Here is a 15,534-nt window from a genome sequence, read left to right as displayed (position 1 = left end):
CTGCGCCTCCGAGACGGGATTGCCCACACGCAGCCGATTTGGTCCAACAAGGGGGTAGTGAGGTAATCTCTTCGAGCACCCGCAAGCGGGAGCCACGGGCTGTGGCGCAGCTTGGTAGCGCACTTGACTGGGGGTCAAGTGGTCGCAGGTTCAAATCCTGTCAGCCCGACCAAGAAAATCCCCTCCGACCAGCATCGGAGGGGATTTTTCGTGGGTGGGGATATGTCCGGAATTCGAGCTGATCTCACAGAAATCTCACGTTTTCGGGCCGTCGTCGCGCGCCCACCGCTCGAGGACTGCCCGGTTGTCGGGGGCGGTCTCGGGGATATCGATGTAGTGGGCTTTGACCACCGCTTCGGTGTTGCCGAGCTGTCGCGCGGCCCGCTCGGGGTCACCGTAGGCGTTGTCGATTACCGTAACGACCACTCGGCGGAACGTCCGTGGCGTCACCCAGGCGTAGTTCTCGCCCCGTGCGGCCCGCCACACCCGCCCGAAGTTGTTGGGGTTGCGCAACGACCCATTGGGGGCCGGGAACAGCACCCCGTGTGGGTTCGGCTACCGGTGATCTCGAGGTCTTTCATCGCCTCCCGGCACGCTTGCACCGCATGCTCCGGTAGCAGCATCCTGCGCCAGCCGTGCACCGATTTAGGGAAGGGCTTGCGCACCCATCCTCCCGTGCCCGACCCCTTCACTTCGACCAGTGTTCCGGTGACATCGAGGTAGGGAGTGTCGGCGTCGAGATTGATGTCGTCCAGGCGCGCGGCGAAGACCTCGTGCGGTCGCAGGCCGGTGCCGCAGATCCGGTCCACCACCCACACCACCGACCAGTCGCGCGGCGGACCGCAGGTGTATGCCGGAGTGCCGGGAATCGCTTCACCGGACGCCCACGCGCGCACCTGTGCCCGAGAGCCCGGCAGGGCGCCCTGGTCCAAAACGTTGCCGCGGGCACGCGTGGTGCGCCGGGTGAATGCGCTCACGCCGTCGATCGGGTTGGTGTCGATGGCGCCGTGGCGTACCGCGATCTGCATCATCGCGCGCAGGATTATCTTGTGCTGCTTGGCCTTACGGCGTAGGCCGGCTCCGACGAGGCGCTTGAGGTGGCGGTCCAGTTCGCCTGTCGTGGCCTGCCGCACCTGCAGATTTCCCACGGAATTCTCGATCTTGATCGTCCTGGGGTCCGCGCGTTTGTCGGTCGACACATAGATCTCGCGCCTATAGTCCTCCACGTTGCCCGGCTGTGTAGGACTCGTCGGCCTCGAGGTCGGAAAGAAGCTCGGCCGCAAGCTCGATCAGCTTCGTACTGCGAGTGATGCAGTGGTAGCCCAACTGCTCCTTATAGGCACGCCTCGCCTCGGCGAGTCGGTTGCTCGCCTCGTCTGAGCTTCGCCCGATCCTTTCGATCTGAGTCGAACCGCTGGCGCCGTAGAAGCGAACCGTCGTGCGCCAGCGACCGTTCGGCTGCTTTTTCGGCTTGGTCGGAAGACCGAACGTGCCCACCGGTTTCGGTAACCGGCCTCCCACTTTCACCTCCTCAAATCAGGATCGGCGCGTAGCCGGCCGATCAGTCAGCGAACTTTCGAAGCGTTGGTCTGAAGCGCGACAAAAGGCCTACTCGGCCTACATCCCTCGGAGCTCAGCCACTGAGAAATTCACGAGCTGCAGCCTGGCGACTGCAGCGGCACCCCACAAGGGCGTGAAGATTGCTAGTTGGTAGCTGTAAGGGTGGGCCGAAGTCGGTCGAAAGGATCTGGATCCGCACGTGCTTCAGCAATCCGGCGTTCGGCGCTGGCCTCCGCCTTCGTCCAGTCGGCTCTGTTCCCAGCTCAGTAGATCCGACAGGCGATACCGCCTGTACCGTCCCATGCGTGCGAAGCGCGGGCCGCGCTCCGCGGCCGCCCGACTCGCCAACGTCTTCTTCGGAACCTTGAGACGCTCGGCGACCTCATCGGTGCTCATCCATACTTCGTCAGATTCCATGGGAGCCTCTGAAGGCCTCGCTCGAATGAAATTCCTTGCTGGCCAGGCAAAGCCGAGCGTCGAGCAGGGTGGCACTTGCTGATGGTCCGCGGGGGATGGCCGCGTGCTGCCGCCGCTTAACGGAATGGGTAAGGGCGCAACAGGGTCACTCGTCGGCAGGCTTGGAGCAACAGCGTATGGCGATCGCGCTCAGGCAATGGTGCGTGCAGGTGCACCTGGGATTACTGCTGCAATCGACACAGCGAAGATGGTGGAGTCGGAACATAGACAAGGCCTCGATTCGTTTCCGATCGAGTCCCTCGCTCTACGCCAGATGAAGTCGAGGATCCCATCTCCGTTTCCGAAAGTGAAGGAGTTTTGCCCATTTGGGCCGGCCTTCTTGGGAGCCTCTCAGGGTGTTGGGCTGGATTCAACGCTCGTCAGGTTCCCGCCATGTCATGCCTGTCGATGGCGTGGCTCGGCGCGGGTGGGACTGCAACGCCCGCCCCGCCGCGGGCGGAAGAGCGTAGCCGCACGCGAGAGGTCGGCGGTTTGAAACCAGCTGGGACCACTCTTGTCTATGCAACCGGTTCCGTGGACGGGTACGCGGGGAGTTGCCCGTCGGCGATCATTCGCCGGATGGTCGGACGAGGGTAATTCAACGACCGCGTCCAGCAGTGATACCGATCCCACGGACAGCGCTGTAGGGGCGCTATTGGGACCTGGCGCGCGGCCGTGCCGGTGTCGAAAACGGCTGCCGGCGCGTCGCCAGTCACTCGTGCTTCAGTCGGGCTCCGCGCTGCTACCGGTGGGATTAGCTGGCCTTGTTGTATGCCTCGATGATGTCGGCTTGGATGCGGCCGCGGCCGGAAACGTTGTAGCCGTTGTTCTTCGCCTATTCGCGAATGGCACCGGTCCTTCTGCTTGTCCACCCACGAGCTCGCCAGGGGCGTCCAACGCGTCGGTGTCTACCGCTTGGAGCAACCGGCGGATCGTCGATTCCACCGGCATCGAGGCGCCGAATCCCAACTCCGACAACACCGCCGCGGGCGCATCGCCGACTTATTGACCGATCGCGGTCAACGACCCGCGACCAACGGCTGCCCGGCATTCGTAGCGCTCACTGACCGTCAGACTCCGTAGACGGCGGATGCAAGCAGATCGCCGAGGAAGGAGGCGACCGCATCAATATCTTGGAGGCTCGTCTCACCCGCGAGCGAGCCGGCAATGCTGCGTTCGATAGTCCACAACAGCACCGCGGCGAGTTCTGGAGACGGCGGGCCCTCGATGGCCAGTCCGGCCGCGCGGTCGTCGTCGATGATGCGCTCCATCACCGTCGTCATCCTCGCCACGGTGTGCAGATAGAGCTGGCGAAGTTCGGGGCGACGGGGCCATTCGTGGACGGCGTTACGCAGCACACCGAGATCGGCTGGGTCGAGGTCGAGCCACGCGTGAATCGCGCCTCGAATCCCGCCGGGGTCGGTGCGATCGATTGCGGCGAACCGCACGAATCCGCGGACAATGTCTTCGGCGACGGTTCGGAACAGTTCGATGAAGGCTTCGTCTTTGTTTCCGAAGTAGAAGTAAAATGTCGCCCGTGAGAGTTGTGAGCGTTCCAGGATCTTGGCAACGCTCAATTGATCCAGGGTCATTTCGCCGAGCAGTTCGCTCGTCGCTCGCAGGATTGCTGCTTTGGTCTCCGCATCGCCGCCGGTCGTCACCGGCTCGATGTTCTCGTCGGAAATCTCCAACGGCGCCGCCGCCGTGACCTTTTGCTTTCGGCAGCGTTTTGTACGGCGTTTCCCACCGTAAATGCCGGCCAAGGTGAGCTCTGTGATCGGCGCGACTGTCGATTCTGGGTCGGGAATTCGTGCGTCGAGCTTACGCTGCCCGATATAGAAAGCGCGCTCGTAGGCGCAGACCAACACCGTGGCGATCAGCTGCGCCGGTGCACCTGCCGGAGCGCGGCCGGCCGCGCGCTCGAACTCGATCTGTTCGGCGATCGCGGAGACGAACCGCTGCAACATGACATTCCACGCTGCCGACAACGCGGGTGTCCCGTGCATGTTCTCGACGACGGCGCAGATCAGCGGTCCGTGCTCGGACCACATCCCTATTGTGCGCTGCAAATTGTCGCCCAGAGCGCGCTGACGGGAACGCCCGAGATCGGAATTCCACGGCCCTTCCTCGATATAGGTGTCATCGAGTAGCCGGGACACCATGGCGACAATCACATCGAACTTCGAAGCGAAGTAGTGGTAGAAGTTAGCTCGCGACAACCCCGCACTTTTGATGATTTGCGCAACGGTCAGGTCGTGCAGCGCGATCTCTTGCAGCAGTTGCTCAGTGGCCGCAAACACCGCGAGTTCGGCAACAGCGCCGCCGTCATGTGCGCGGGGTCGCTGGCGTGCTAGCGATTCCATGTCCACCTGCCTACAGTAGCCGATGTCTGGACATAATGAACGGTGTGGGTGTATGTGCCGATTCACGACAGTGTGAGGTCGCAGCCGGGCGGGGTGAGTCGGCAAGCGATTCCTCACCCCGCCCGGAGTCCGGATGGCGTAGTCACGCCGGGCGTGCGGTGGATCGATAGATATCCTCGATAATGTCGGCGTATTTCCGAGCGATGCCTCGCCGACGCATTTTCATGGTCGGAGTGAGTTCTTCGGAGTCTGGAAGCCATTCAGTGTCCAGTAGCCGGAAAGCTTTGATCTGCTCGACCCTGGACAGCCGCGTGTTCGCCTCCTCGACCGCGGCGCTGACCGCCGCCCTCACCTGAGGCTGCGCGGCGAGCGCGGCTATCGAGGCATCGGACAAACCCTTCTGCTGCGCGAAGATTCGCCCCGAGTCGGCGTCCAGCACGATGAGTGCGATGTTGAACGGTCGGCGATCGCCGATCACACACACCTGGCCGATCAGCGCGGACGCACTCTTCAGGGTGTTCTCGATGTTGACCGGAGACATGTTCTTGCCGGCCGCGTTGATGATGAGTTCTTTCTTGCGGTCGATGATCGAGACCCAGCCCTCGTCATCGATGTCCGCGATGTCGCCGGTATGGAGCCAGCCCTGCGCGTCGATGGCATCGGCCGTCCGGGCCGGGTCGTTCCGGTAGCCACGCATGACATGCGGTCCGCGCAGTAGCAACTCGCCATCCGGCGCGAGAGCCGCCTCGGTGCCCGGTTGGGCCAGGCCGACCTTCCCGATCCGGATATCGGTGGTCAGATTGGTGAAGCCCAAGGCGCCGGTTTCCGACATCCCGAACCCCTCCTGCAGTGGGAGGCCGATGGCGAGGAAGAACTCGTGCACCACCGGTGCGATCGGTGCGGCGCCGGTCATGAGCAATGCGATGCGGTCGAGGCCGAGCTGGGCCCGCAGCGGCCTGAAGATCCGCTCTTCGTCAGCGGCGACCCGGGCCTGGAGGTCGGCGGGGACTGCGCCCTGTCGCTGGCGTATCCGAACGTACTCGACCGCGGCCTCGAGGGCTTGTTCGGTCGAGGCCCTCTCTGCCGGGGGTAAGGAGCTGAACTTGCTGAGCAGGGCGCCGCGCAGCTTCTCCCAGATGCGCGGCACTCCGAGGAACCAGGACGGCCGGGTGGCGGCGACCGCGGCGAAAACCGTTGCGGCGTCGCGCACGGTGGTTATGGGCCATCCCGTGACGGTGGCCAGATAGTGAGAGAAGACGCGGTCCGCGGCATGCGCTGTGGGCAGGTAGGAGATGGCCGCCCCCTCGACTGTGAACGGGAAACGGATATTGCAGGAGTGCATCACGAACATGAGGTTCGAGTGCGTCAGTTCGACGCCCTTCGGATCGCCTGTGGTTCCGGAGGTGTAGATCAGGGTGGCGACATCGCTGGGCCGCACCGATTTCCAGGTTTCGGTGAAATCGAAGCCGTCAGGACGCCGACGGCGCAGTTCGGCGAGTGAGAGGGTGCGGGCGGAATCGGCGGCGACCGCGGCCTGGTCGGCGTCACTGATCACGATATGTTTCAGCGACGGCGCGTCGGTTCGCGCGATCACCTCGAGGTAGCGCTGCTCGGCCACCAGTACGGCATTGCCCGCGTTCCGGAACAGATAGGCGATCTGTTCGGGGGAGGAGGTGAGGTAGATCGAGAAGGGGGTGGCGCCCAGGTGTAGTGCTGCCATGTCGACGATGTGGAATTCGGGGCTGTTGGACATCAGGATGCCCACGGTGTCGCCGTGGCCGACGCCGAGCGCGGCCAGCCCGGCCGCGACTTCTTCGACAGCGGAACCGAATTGGTTCCAGCTGAGCGTGGTGTCCTCGCCGTGGGCGACGAGCGCGGGCGAGTCGCCTCGAGCGGCGACAGTGGCTTGAAACGCCTCGGGCAGTGTGGCGGCGGCGATGCCGGGCGCCGCGCCGTCGGTGGTGGCCTCGACCAGTTCGGACATGACTACCTCACATCATCGGGTTGTTGTAGGGGCGACGGACGCGTCGCGGTAACTGATCTCGAAGTCCGACAACTGCGGCTCGTGCACACGTTTCCAGTAGTCGATGTAGCGCCATGGGCTGTTGGTGACGATGCGGCCGCGATCGTTGCGATAGTAGGTGGTGGTTCCGCCGAAGTCCCAGACTGTCTGTGCCAGTGCCGCATCCAGTTCGCGGTTGTAGGCATCGTGCACATCCTGGCGTACCTCGACCGAGGCCCAGTTGTTGTCGATCAGTGCCGCGATCATGGCAGTGACGTACTGGACCTGCATCTCGGTACTCGCGATGACGGTGCCGCCGTGTCCGGTATTGGTGTTGGGCCCGTACAGGCAGAAGAAGTTCGGAAAACCCGGCACCGTGATACCCAGGTGCGCTCGGCCGTCGCCCTCGCCCCAGACCTCGCGTAGCGTGCGGCCGCCGCGGCCGCGCACGTCCATCGAGGCCAGCACATCGACGGCCTTGAAACCCGTTGCCAGAACGAGGATGTCGGCCGGATGCTCGGTGCCGTCGGCCGTGCGCACCCCCTCGGCGGTGACGGTGGCGATAGGGGCGGTCACCAGCGTGACATTGTCGCGGCGCAGCGTACGGAACCAGCCCGCGTCGATGAGCATGCGCTTTCCGTAGGGCGGGTAGTCGGGGACGCTCTTGGCGATCAGGTCGGGGCGGCCGTCCAGTTCGTGTTCGATGTACGCCGTCAGATGTCGGCGCAGTTTGTCGTTGGCCTTGTTTACCGCCCGGCCGAGATGTGGGTAGTCGGGGTCGACCTGTAGCAGGCCCCACACCTTGTCGCCCATACGCCAGAACAGTCGAGCGCGGTACCAGGCCAGATAGAACGGTACGTGCTCGCTGAGAAACTGGAATGCCGACGACACCGCACGTCCCTTGAGCGGGTGCGGAGTCGCCCATTGCGGAGTGCGTTGGAACACCGTCACGTGCTCGGCGGTCTCTGCGCTGGTGGGGACGAATTGCATTGCGCTGGCGCCGGTTCCGACGACCGCGATCCGTTTGCCGGCCGGATCCACGTTCGGGTCCCACTGCGCGGTGTGCGCGATGGATCCGCGGAACTCTCCGAGCCCGGGCAGATCCGGCACGCTGGGCTGATTCAGTAGCCCGACGGCGCTGACCACCACGTCGGCGGTCAGTGTTTCGGAAGCGCCGCCGGCCGATTCGACCGTGAGGTGCCACCGGTTCGTGTGCTCGTCGAAGATCGCTGTGCGAACCCGGGTGCCCAGCCGAATGTGTTCGAGCACTCCGTGGCGTTCGGCGAGGGTGCGCCAGTAGCGGGCGAGCTCGGACTGCGGTGCGAAATAGCTGGACCAGTCCGGTTTGGGGTCGAACGAGAGCGCGTAGAGGTGACTCGGGGTGTCCACTCCGCAACCGGGATAGACGTTTTCGTGCCAGGTACCGCCCACCTCGGTGTTCTTGTCCACCACGAGGTAGTCGACACCGGCTTGTCCCAGCCGGATCGCCATGGCCAGGCCGGAGACGCCGGCGCCGACGATGATCACCCGAAACGTCGGGTCGATCGGTGCCGAGGGCTCGGTGTGGCGGGGATAGATTCCCATTTCCTCGCCGAGCAATCTGCCGTATTCGGCGGGGATCGTTTCGCCCAGCATGACCGAGAGCACCAGCGCGAGCCGGTCGGGCTCCGGGGGAGTGTGTCCGAACGTCTCGGTTCCGTCTCGCCAGGCCCGAAGCACCTCCGTCGCCTCATCGATGATCTGTTGCCGCACAACCTCGTCGAAGCCGCCCGAATCGTGGTCGCCGAGGTCGGGTGGTGGTGTCGGCAGGTACGGAGCCTTGATCCAGCGGTCCTGTCCGGTCAGTACAGCGAGCGCACCGAGCAACACGGGCAGATTCGCCTCGTCGAGTGCGGCGGCGAGTTCGTCGTCGGTGAAATCGGGCGACGGCTGAAAACTTCCGAGCGGTTGCAGACCCCAGCGGGCTGGGCTCGAAGGGGGATTCGACTGCGGCATACGGCGACCATACAATCTGTTCAGATACAGTGTCAATCGCCTTTTCGGGCTGCGTTCGATGTTGGTGAGAAAGTATTACGTACCGTACGGACACAGTGTATGGATCGCATGTATTGTCGCCTGTATGACGACATCAGAGCAACGAGTGAGTGCAGGGTCGGTGTACGACGCTGAACACGAAGCCTTCCGGCAGAGTTTCCGAAAATTCCTGGAGTCCCGTGTGGTTCCGCACTACCCGCAGTGGGAGAAGGACGGCATCATCCCGAGGCGGTTGTTCGCCGAGGCAGGCGGGCATGGCTTTCTCGGGATGGCTATCGGCGAGGAGTTCGGTGGCGGCGGCGTCGACGACTTTCGATTCAACGCGGTGATCGCGGAGGAGGTATCGCGGGCCGGGGTGATGTCGTTCGGCGTCAACCTGCACAACGACATCTGCGTGCCCTATTTCCTGCGCTACGCGAACGACGAGCAGCGCAAGCGGTGGCTGCCCGGTCTCGCGAGCGGGGAGCTGATCGCTGCTATCGCCATGACCGAGCCGGGTACCGGCTCCGATCTCGCCGGTATCGAGACCACCGCCGTACTCGACGGTGACCACTATGTGCTCAACGGTGCGAAAACCTTCATTTCCAACGGAATCAATGCCGATCTGGTGATCGTCGCGGCACGTACCCATCGCGATGCGGGCAGGCACGACGGACTTTCGCTGATCGTGGTCGAACGCGACACTCCAGGGTTCACTCGCGGCCGCAATTTGGACAAGATCGGTATGCACGCCCAGGACACGGCCGAACTGTTCTTCGAGGATGCCGCAGTACCCGCGGCGAACCTGCTGGGCGACCCGGGTAGCGGATTCACCGCGCTGGTGTCGAATCTGCCACAGGAGCGCCTGACCATCGCGGTGGCGAGTGCCGCGGCCGCCGCTCGCGCGGTGGAGCATGCCACCGAATACGTGCGCGAGCGGAGGGCATTCGGAAAGCCGTTGGCGGCGTTCCAGAACACCAGGTTCGCGCTGGCACAGGCGTACTCCGACACCGAGGTGGTGCGCTCCTTCGTCACAGATTGCCTGCGCGAACACCTCGACGGGCGTCTGACCGCCGATCGCGCGGCCATGGCCAAGCTCGAAGCCACCGAGGTGCAGGGTCGTGTGGTCGATGCCTGCCTGCAGCTGTTCGGTGGCTATGGATACATGGCCGAGTACTCCATCGCGCGCGCGTACGCCGATGCCAGGGTGCAGCGGATCTATGGCGGAACCAGCGAAATCATGAAGGAGATCGTCGGGAAAGCGATGGGGATCTGAGATGGAACGGACCATCTTCGCGGACGAACACCATCAGTTCCGTGCCTCGGTACGTAGCTTCCTGAATCGCCACGCCGTGCCGCACACCGCTGAATGGGAGGCCACGGGGCAGGTCGACCGTGGTTTCTGGAAAGCCGCGGCGGCACAGGGACTGGTGGGATTCGCGGCGGCGGAGGAGTTCGGTGGCGCGGGTCTGCGTGACTTCCGGTTCAATGCCGTGCTCAACGAGGAGGTAGTGCGCACCGGAACGGTAGGTGATGGCTTCTCGCTCACCAACGACATCGTGCTGCCGTACTTCCTGGACATCGCTGCGCCCGCGCAACAGAGGCGTTGGATACCCGGAATCGTCAACGGCGACATCGCGATCGCCGTGGCCATGTCCGAGCCCGGCACCGGATCCGACCTGCGGGCCATCAAAACCACTGCGGTTCGCGACGGAAACGGCTGGCGGCTCAACGGTGCCAAGACTTTCGTGACCCGCGGCATCCAAGCCGACCTGATCATTGTGGCCGCCCGTATCCCGGAGGGAGACGGTGGAGGATTCGGCCTGTTCGTCGTCCCGTCGGACCGCGACGGGTTCGAACGTGGCCGCAAACTCGAGAAGATCGGCCGGCGTGCCCAGGACACCGCCGAGCTGTTCTTTCGTGACGTGCATGTGCCGGAGACCGACGTGCTCGGTGAGCCGGGTAAGGGCCTGCACTACCTGATGAGCAACTTGGCCCAGGAGCGGCTGTCGATGGCGGTGGTCGCGGTCGCCAGCGCCGAGTACGCCGTCGAGACCGCGATCGCATATGCCAAGGAACGCAATGCTTTCGGCCGGCCGATCGGCTCGTTCCAGGCAAACCGGTTCCGGCTCGCGGAGCTGTCCACCAAGGTCGGGTTCGCTCGGGTCTACGTCGATCGATGCATCGAAGCGCAGAACAGCGGTGAGCTGACCGCCGCGGAGGCAGCCGGGGCCAAGTTCTCCACCACCGAACTCGAATTCGAGGCGCTGGATGTCTGCCTGCAGTTGCACGGCGGCTACGGCTATATGGAGGAGTACGAGGTTGCGCGGCGATGGCGCGATGCGCGGGTGCAGCGCATCTACGGTGGCACCAACGAGATCATGCGAGAGATTGTCGGCCGGTCGCTCGGTCTGTAGTCCTTGCGGACCAGGACGGTCGCACCGCGATACCGTTGCCGCGCTGATCTTCTCGCGGCTTCGGCAACGCGGTGCGACCGTCTCGCCGCTCAGTCGGCGACGACCCCGCCGGCGACGAGTGCGTCCACCGCGTGCTGCGGGTAGCCGAGGTCGGTGAGGATCTGGCGGCTGTCCGCGCCCGGCGCTCGGCGCGGACGCGGTGCGGTGGGCGCGACGCCGTCGAATCTGGGTGCGGGTGCGGGTTGGACCACACCGTCGATATCGACGAAGGTGCCGCGTGCGCGGTGATGTGGATGCTCCACAGCTTCGGCCAGCGACAAGACCGGCGCGTAGCAGGTGTTGGTACCGAGGAACAGCTCGTCCAGCTCTGCCCGGTCGTAGCCGACGATGCGCTCGGCCAGGATGCGACGGTACTCATCCCAGTTCTCGATGTCGAACTGGTTGTCTCGCACCTCGTCCGGCATTTCGAGGATGTCGCACAGTTTCTGCCAGAAGGCCGATTCGATGGCGCCGATGCTCACCCACTGCCCGTCTCGGGTGCGGTAGACGTCGTAGAAGAAGGCGCCGGAGTCGAGCAAATGGGTGCCGCGCTCGGCTGTGAAGGTTCCTTCGGCGCGGTAAGTGTGGAACATCGCCATCAACGCGGAGATGCCGTCGATCATGGCGGCGTCGACAACCCGGCCACCGGCGCCGGCGCGGGCGGACAGGATCCCGGCCAGCATGCCTACACCGAGCAGCATTCCACCGCCGCCGAAGTCGCCGACCAGGTTCAACGGAGGGACCGGCGCTTGGCCCTTGCGGCCGATCGCGTGTAGCGCGCCGGCCAGCGCGATGTAGTTGATGTCGTGGCCCGGCATGGATGCCATCGGCCCCGTTTGCCCCCAGCCGGTCATCCGGCCGTATACGAGATTCGGATTCACGGCCAGGCAGTCCTGTGGTCCCACGCCGAGCCGCTCGGCCACCCCGGGACGGAACGTCTCGATGAGGCCGTCCGCCTCGCCACAGAGCTTGCGCACCACTTCCGCGCCCGCGGGGTTCTTCAGATCGAGGGCGAGATGTCTTCTGCTCCGAAACAGGATCGAATGCCCTTGGGCCGCCCAGGGATTGCCGCCCGGTCGGTCCACGCAGATCACCTCGGCACCCAAGTCGGCGAGCATCATTCCCGCGAACGGGCCGGGGCCGATACCGGCCAATTCGATGATTCGCACGCCATCGAGGGGCGGCCGCGTCATGAGGAACTCACCCGGGGCATGCCCCCCTTGTTGGCGGTGATGTCGGCGTGCACTTCGTCCGGGTTGGCGACTGCGGCGGCCTGCTGCCCGGCGGGTACTTCGATCGCGGCGTTGAAGGTGCGGAGAATATCGAAGGCGGTGCGTTCGTCGTCATGGGGGAGGAGCCGGCTGATCCGGTCGGCGGCAGAGACGAACGGGCGGACGGCGGGCAGTACATGTCGCCAGCGTGTTCGTTCGGCGCCGAGTGCTGTCATGACATCGGCGGGGATCCAGGAGTGCAACAGACCGTAGGCCAAGGACAGGCGGCGCTCCGTGGTCATGAACTTCGCCACCGGGCCGGGAAGTACCTCTGCGTCGCCGGGCGGATTCTCAACGCTGAACTTGATGATGGAATGCACCACTTCGCGGCACAAGTCGTCCGGTGGCTGCTCGATCAGCGTGTGGAGTTCGGTCTTGCGCCGCGCGTCTTCGTAGCCGGTGTGCAGGATGTCTTCCGGGACTCCGATGACATACCCGACGTAGCGGCTGAGCGCGAAGATGTCCTCGAGTTCGCGATCGCTGTAGCGGATGCCCGAGTTCTGCACGGCGTCGATGAATTTCACCCCGAACTGCCCCGCCTGGGTGACCATACCGTCGAGATTATTGATCGGCACACCCCACCGGGCCCAGTCCCAGGCATCCGAACGTCCCAGACTGTGCCGGACCGCGGCGTGGATCATTCGTACCTTGGCAGTAAGCCGGAACCCCTCGTCGAAACGGTGCATTCCTCCGGGTGTGTAGGCGGCGACGACGTAGCGGAAGCTCTCGATCAGCCGGGTGCCGACCCTGTCCGAGTGTTGCAGCCGCCCGCTGAACAGCACCGGCCTGGTTGCGCTGTACATGGAGAACCCGCCCGCGATGGTCGCCCATGCCAACACCGGCGGGACGATGGGGCCGGCCCGCCAGAAGGCGACCGCGCCTCGGTAGAGCTGGTCGAAATCAACCCAATCCGGGATCCGGTCGAACTGCTCGAACAGCGCGACCAGGCCGGGGCCCGGGTCTTCGACAGCGTCGATTCCCTGTTCGAGGGCCAGATCGAACGTGCGCCAGTTGGTGGTGTTGCTCTTGTCCTTGAAGTCGAGCATCGCCTGATAGGCGTAGTCGTCGGCGAGCAGTGCGTGATCGGTCAGCTTCTCGACCATCTCACGGCCGAACATGGCGATCGCCTTGTCCTTGTTGGCGATGCGGCCGAGGTCTATGCCGCGGGGAAGTCCGGGCGGGACATCCAAGTCGCCGCGGAAGGTGCGGGCCTCCGGGCGCGTCGATGCGCTGGTCATTTCCATCTCCTCGTTGTGACTGTGGTTACAGCGAGGGTAGACCCGACTGAACACTATGTCTACACTGACTGTCTGGCTTCGTTGTTCGTAAGGCTCTTGCCCGCGATGCCGGTCGTTTGCCATCTTCGGTAAGGAATCCGCCATGCCTGACACTGCTGTTCTCCGTTCCGACGACGAGGCCACCGCGGCGCTGGAACGCCTGCTGGCCGATCGATGGAGTTGTCGCGCATTCCGGCCGGAACCTGTTGCGCGCGAGGAGATCCTGCGGATACTCGACCTGGCCCGTCGCTCGCCGTCGTGGTGCAACACCCAGCCCTGGCATGTGCACGTGACGAGCGGGGCCGAAACCGAGCGCTTCCGCGCTGCGTTGCGCTCCGCTATTGCCGAAGGGTTGCAGCAGTCGCCCGACATCGCGTTTCCGGAAGCGTATGAAGGTGTATATCGCGAGCGGCGGCAGATCAGCGGCCGGCAGCTGTATTCGAGTCTCGGCATCGAAAAGGGTGATCGGATCGCTTCTGGCCGGCAGATGTTGCGCAATTTCGAACTATTCGATGCGCCGCACGTCGCGATTGTGACCACCGAGCGGGCGCTCGGCTCCTATGGTGCCGTCGATTGCGGGATCTTTGTCTCGAATTTCTTGCTCGCCGCGCACAGCCGCGGGATCGGAACCATTCCGCAGGCCGCGCTGGCCACTCAGGCGCCCCTCATACGGCGGCACTTCGGCCTGCCCGCGAATCGGCAGGTGCTGGTGGGAATCTCGTTCGGCTACGCCGATGACGATCACCCGGTCAACTCCTATCGCACCGATCGGCAGGACCTGAACCAATTAGCGACATTTTGCGAAGGCTAGACATATAGTTCATACACGTTGTATGGTCCGGAAAGTGCCTGATCGCAGCGGCACTCGCGAATATCAATAGGTAAGGAGTCCTCATGCCGGAGACACAGGCGCTGATCTACGACGCCGTCCGGACCCCCAGGGGCCGGGGTAAGAATTCCGGTTCCCTGCACACCATCAAACCGATCGACCTGGCGAGCGGGACCATCGAAGCTGTGCTCGAGCGCAACCCATCGCTGGATCCCGGTCGAGTCGACGACATCGTGCTCGGCGTGGTGACTCCCGTGGGGGAGCAGGGCGGCGACATCGCCCGGACAGCCGCGCTGGTGTCGGGGCTGCCGCACACAGTCGCGGGAGTGCAGATCAACCGTTTCTGTGCCTCCGGTCTGGAAGCGGTCAACCTCGCGGCGCAGAAGGTGCGTTCCGGCTTCGAGGACGTGGTGCTGGCAGGCGGTGTCGAATCCATGTCCCGGGTGCCGATGAGCTCCGACGGGGCGGCCTGGATGGAAGACCCGATGACCAACCTCGTCACCGGATTCGTGCCCCAGGGCATCGGCGCCGATCTGATCGCCACCATCGAGGGTTTCGGGCGCGCCGATGTGGACGAGTTCGCCGCACGCTCGCACGAGCTCGCCGCGAAGGCCGAGTCGGAGGGGCGGTTCGAGGGTTCGGTGGTGCCGGTGCGCGACCGCAACGGCCGAATCGTGCTCGACCGCCACGAGACCATTCGCCCGGGTACCAGTGTCGAGTCGCTCGCCAAGCTCAGCCCATCCTTCGCCGCGCTGGGCGCCTCCGCTGGATTCGATGCTGTTGCGCTGCAGGAATTCCCGCACGTCGAGCGGATCGATCATGTCCACCACGCCGGCAACAGCTCGGGCATCGTCGACGGGGCGGCGCTCCTGGTGATCGGCAGTGAACGTGCGGGCGCCGAACTGGGGCTGACTCCGCGCGGACGCATCGTGTCCACCGCGGTCTCCGGTGACAACCCGACCATCATGCTGACCGCCCCCGCCCCGGCATCGCGCAAGGCGCTGGCCAAGGCGGGCCTGGCCGTGGAAGACATCGATCTCTTCGAGGTCAACGAGGCATTCGCCTCGGTCGTCATGCGTTTCGTCAAGGATCTCGACGTCGATCTCGACAAGGTCAACGTCAACGGCGGCGCGATAGCGATGGGCCATCCGCTCGGCGCCACCGGGGCGATGCTGGTCGGCACCGTGCTGGACGAACTGCACAGAACCGGCGGCCGATACGGCCTGGTGACGCTGTGTGTGGGTGGCGGGATGGGCATCGCCACCGTCGTAGAAGCCCTCTGATCGTCGACGAACCCAAAAGGACAC

Annotated in this window: 13 protein-coding genes, 1 tRNA gene and 1 pseudogene; 5 read left to right on the top strand and 10 right to left on the bottom strand. The window is 64.5% G+C overall.

Annotated elements, in window-relative coordinates:
- Window positions 1-95: 95 nt before the first annotated feature.
- Window positions 96-172: transfer RNA gene (locus NK1_RS13105), tRNA-Pro, on the top strand.
- A gap of 83 nt (window positions 173-255) precedes the next feature.
- Here the strand turns inward: NK1_RS13105 and NK1_RS13100 are convergent.
- The 8 genes and pseudogenes from NK1_RS13100 to NK1_RS13070 all read right to left on the bottom strand — a co-directional run bounded on the left by NK1_RS13100 (window position 256) and on the right by NK1_RS13070 (window position 8,376).
- The gene (locus NK1_RS13100) at window positions 256-426 is read right to left on the bottom strand and encodes a hypothetical protein (RefSeq protein WP_157104244.1); all 171 of its coding nucleotides are present in this window, start codon (window positions 424-426) and stop codon (window positions 256-258) included.
- A gap of 20 nt (window positions 427-446) precedes the next feature.
- Window positions 447-1,226: a site-specific integrase gene (locus NK1_RS13095; RefSeq protein WP_063008796.1), complete on the bottom strand. Its 780-nt coding sequence runs from the start codon at window positions 1,224-1,226 to the stop codon at window positions 447-449.
- A complete protein-coding gene (locus NK1_RS13090) occupies window positions 1,213-1,497 on the bottom strand; it encodes a hypothetical protein (protein ID WP_063008795.1) in 285 nt (94 codons plus the stop codon). Before NK1_RS13090 ends, NK1_RS13095 begins: the two co-directional genes overlap by 14 nt.
- A gap of 267 nt (window positions 1,498-1,764) precedes the next feature.
- On the bottom strand, window positions 1,765-1,956 hold the full coding sequence (locus NK1_RS36220; RefSeq protein WP_369689814.1) for a helix-turn-helix transcriptional regulator: 192 nt from the start codon (window positions 1,954-1,956) through the stop codon (window positions 1,765-1,767).
- Between the two features lie 814 nt (window positions 1,957-2,770).
- Window positions 2,771-2,842, bottom strand: a pseudogene (locus tag NK1_RS35700) (Lsr2 family DNA-binding protein); the annotation flags it as partial.
- Window positions 2,843-3,086: 244 nt separating this feature from the next.
- Window positions 3,087-4,379 (bottom strand): TetR/AcrR family transcriptional regulator, encoded by a 1,293-nt coding sequence (locus NK1_RS13080; RefSeq protein ID WP_036511429.1) that lies wholly within the window; start codon window positions 4,377-4,379, stop codon window positions 3,087-3,089.
- A gap of 142 nt (window positions 4,380-4,521) precedes the next feature.
- Complete coding sequence (locus tag NK1_RS13075; protein ID WP_063008793.1) at window positions 4,522-6,363, bottom strand: AMP-dependent synthetase/ligase; 1,842 nt, start codon at window positions 6,361-6,363, stop codon at window positions 4,522-4,524.
- Between the two features lie 12 nt (window positions 6,364-6,375).
- Window positions 6,376-8,376 (bottom strand): flavin-containing monooxygenase, encoded by a 2,001-nt coding sequence (locus NK1_RS13070; protein ID WP_063008830.1) that lies wholly within the window; start codon window positions 8,374-8,376, stop codon window positions 6,376-6,378.
- Window positions 8,377-8,500: 124 nt separating this feature from the next.
- Between NK1_RS13070 and NK1_RS13065 the strand changes: the two genes are divergently transcribed.
- Entirely contained in the window at window positions 8,501-9,670 is a 1,170-nt protein-coding gene (locus NK1_RS13065; RefSeq protein WP_063008792.1) for an acyl-CoA dehydrogenase family protein, read from the top strand.
- 1 nt (window position 9,671) lies between these two features.
- Window positions 9,672-10,811: an acyl-CoA dehydrogenase family protein gene (locus NK1_RS13060; protein ID WP_063008791.1), complete on the top strand. Its 1,140-nt coding sequence runs from the start codon at window positions 9,672-9,674 to the stop codon at window positions 10,809-10,811.
- A gap of 89 nt (window positions 10,812-10,900) precedes the next feature.
- On the opposite strand, the gene NK1_RS13055 is transcribed toward NK1_RS13060, so the two are convergent.
- Both NK1_RS13055 and NK1_RS13050 read right to left on the bottom strand, forming a co-directional pair.
- A complete protein-coding gene (locus NK1_RS13055; protein WP_063008790.1) occupies window positions 10,901-12,043 on the bottom strand; it encodes a CaiB/BaiF CoA transferase family protein in 1,143 nt (380 codons plus the stop codon).
- A complete protein-coding gene (locus NK1_RS13050; RefSeq protein WP_063008829.1) occupies window positions 12,040-13,359 on the bottom strand; it encodes an oxygenase MpaB family protein in 1,320 nt (439 codons plus the stop codon). Before NK1_RS13050 ends, NK1_RS13055 begins: the two co-directional genes overlap by 4 nt.
- A gap of 142 nt (window positions 13,360-13,501) precedes the next feature.
- On the opposite strand from NK1_RS13050, the gene NK1_RS13045 reads away from it, so the two are divergent.
- Complete coding sequence (locus tag NK1_RS13045) at window positions 13,502-14,209, top strand: nitroreductase (RefSeq protein WP_063008789.1); 708 nt, start codon at window positions 13,502-13,504, stop codon at window positions 14,207-14,209.
- Between the two features lie 83 nt (window positions 14,210-14,292).
- The gene (locus NK1_RS13040; RefSeq protein ID WP_063008788.1) at window positions 14,293-15,510 is read left to right on the top strand and encodes an acetyl-CoA C-acetyltransferase; all 1,218 of its coding nucleotides are present in this window, start codon (window positions 14,293-14,295) and stop codon (window positions 15,508-15,510) included.
- Window positions 15,511-15,534: the final 24 nt, after the last annotated feature.

The sequence above is a fragment of the Nocardia kruczakiae NBRC 101016 genome (assembly GCF_001612965.1).
Taxonomy (GTDB): Bacteria; Actinomycetota; Actinomycetes; order Mycobacteriales; family Mycobacteriaceae; genus Nocardia; species Nocardia kruczakiae.
This window is presented reverse-complemented; position numbering and strand designations above follow the sequence as displayed.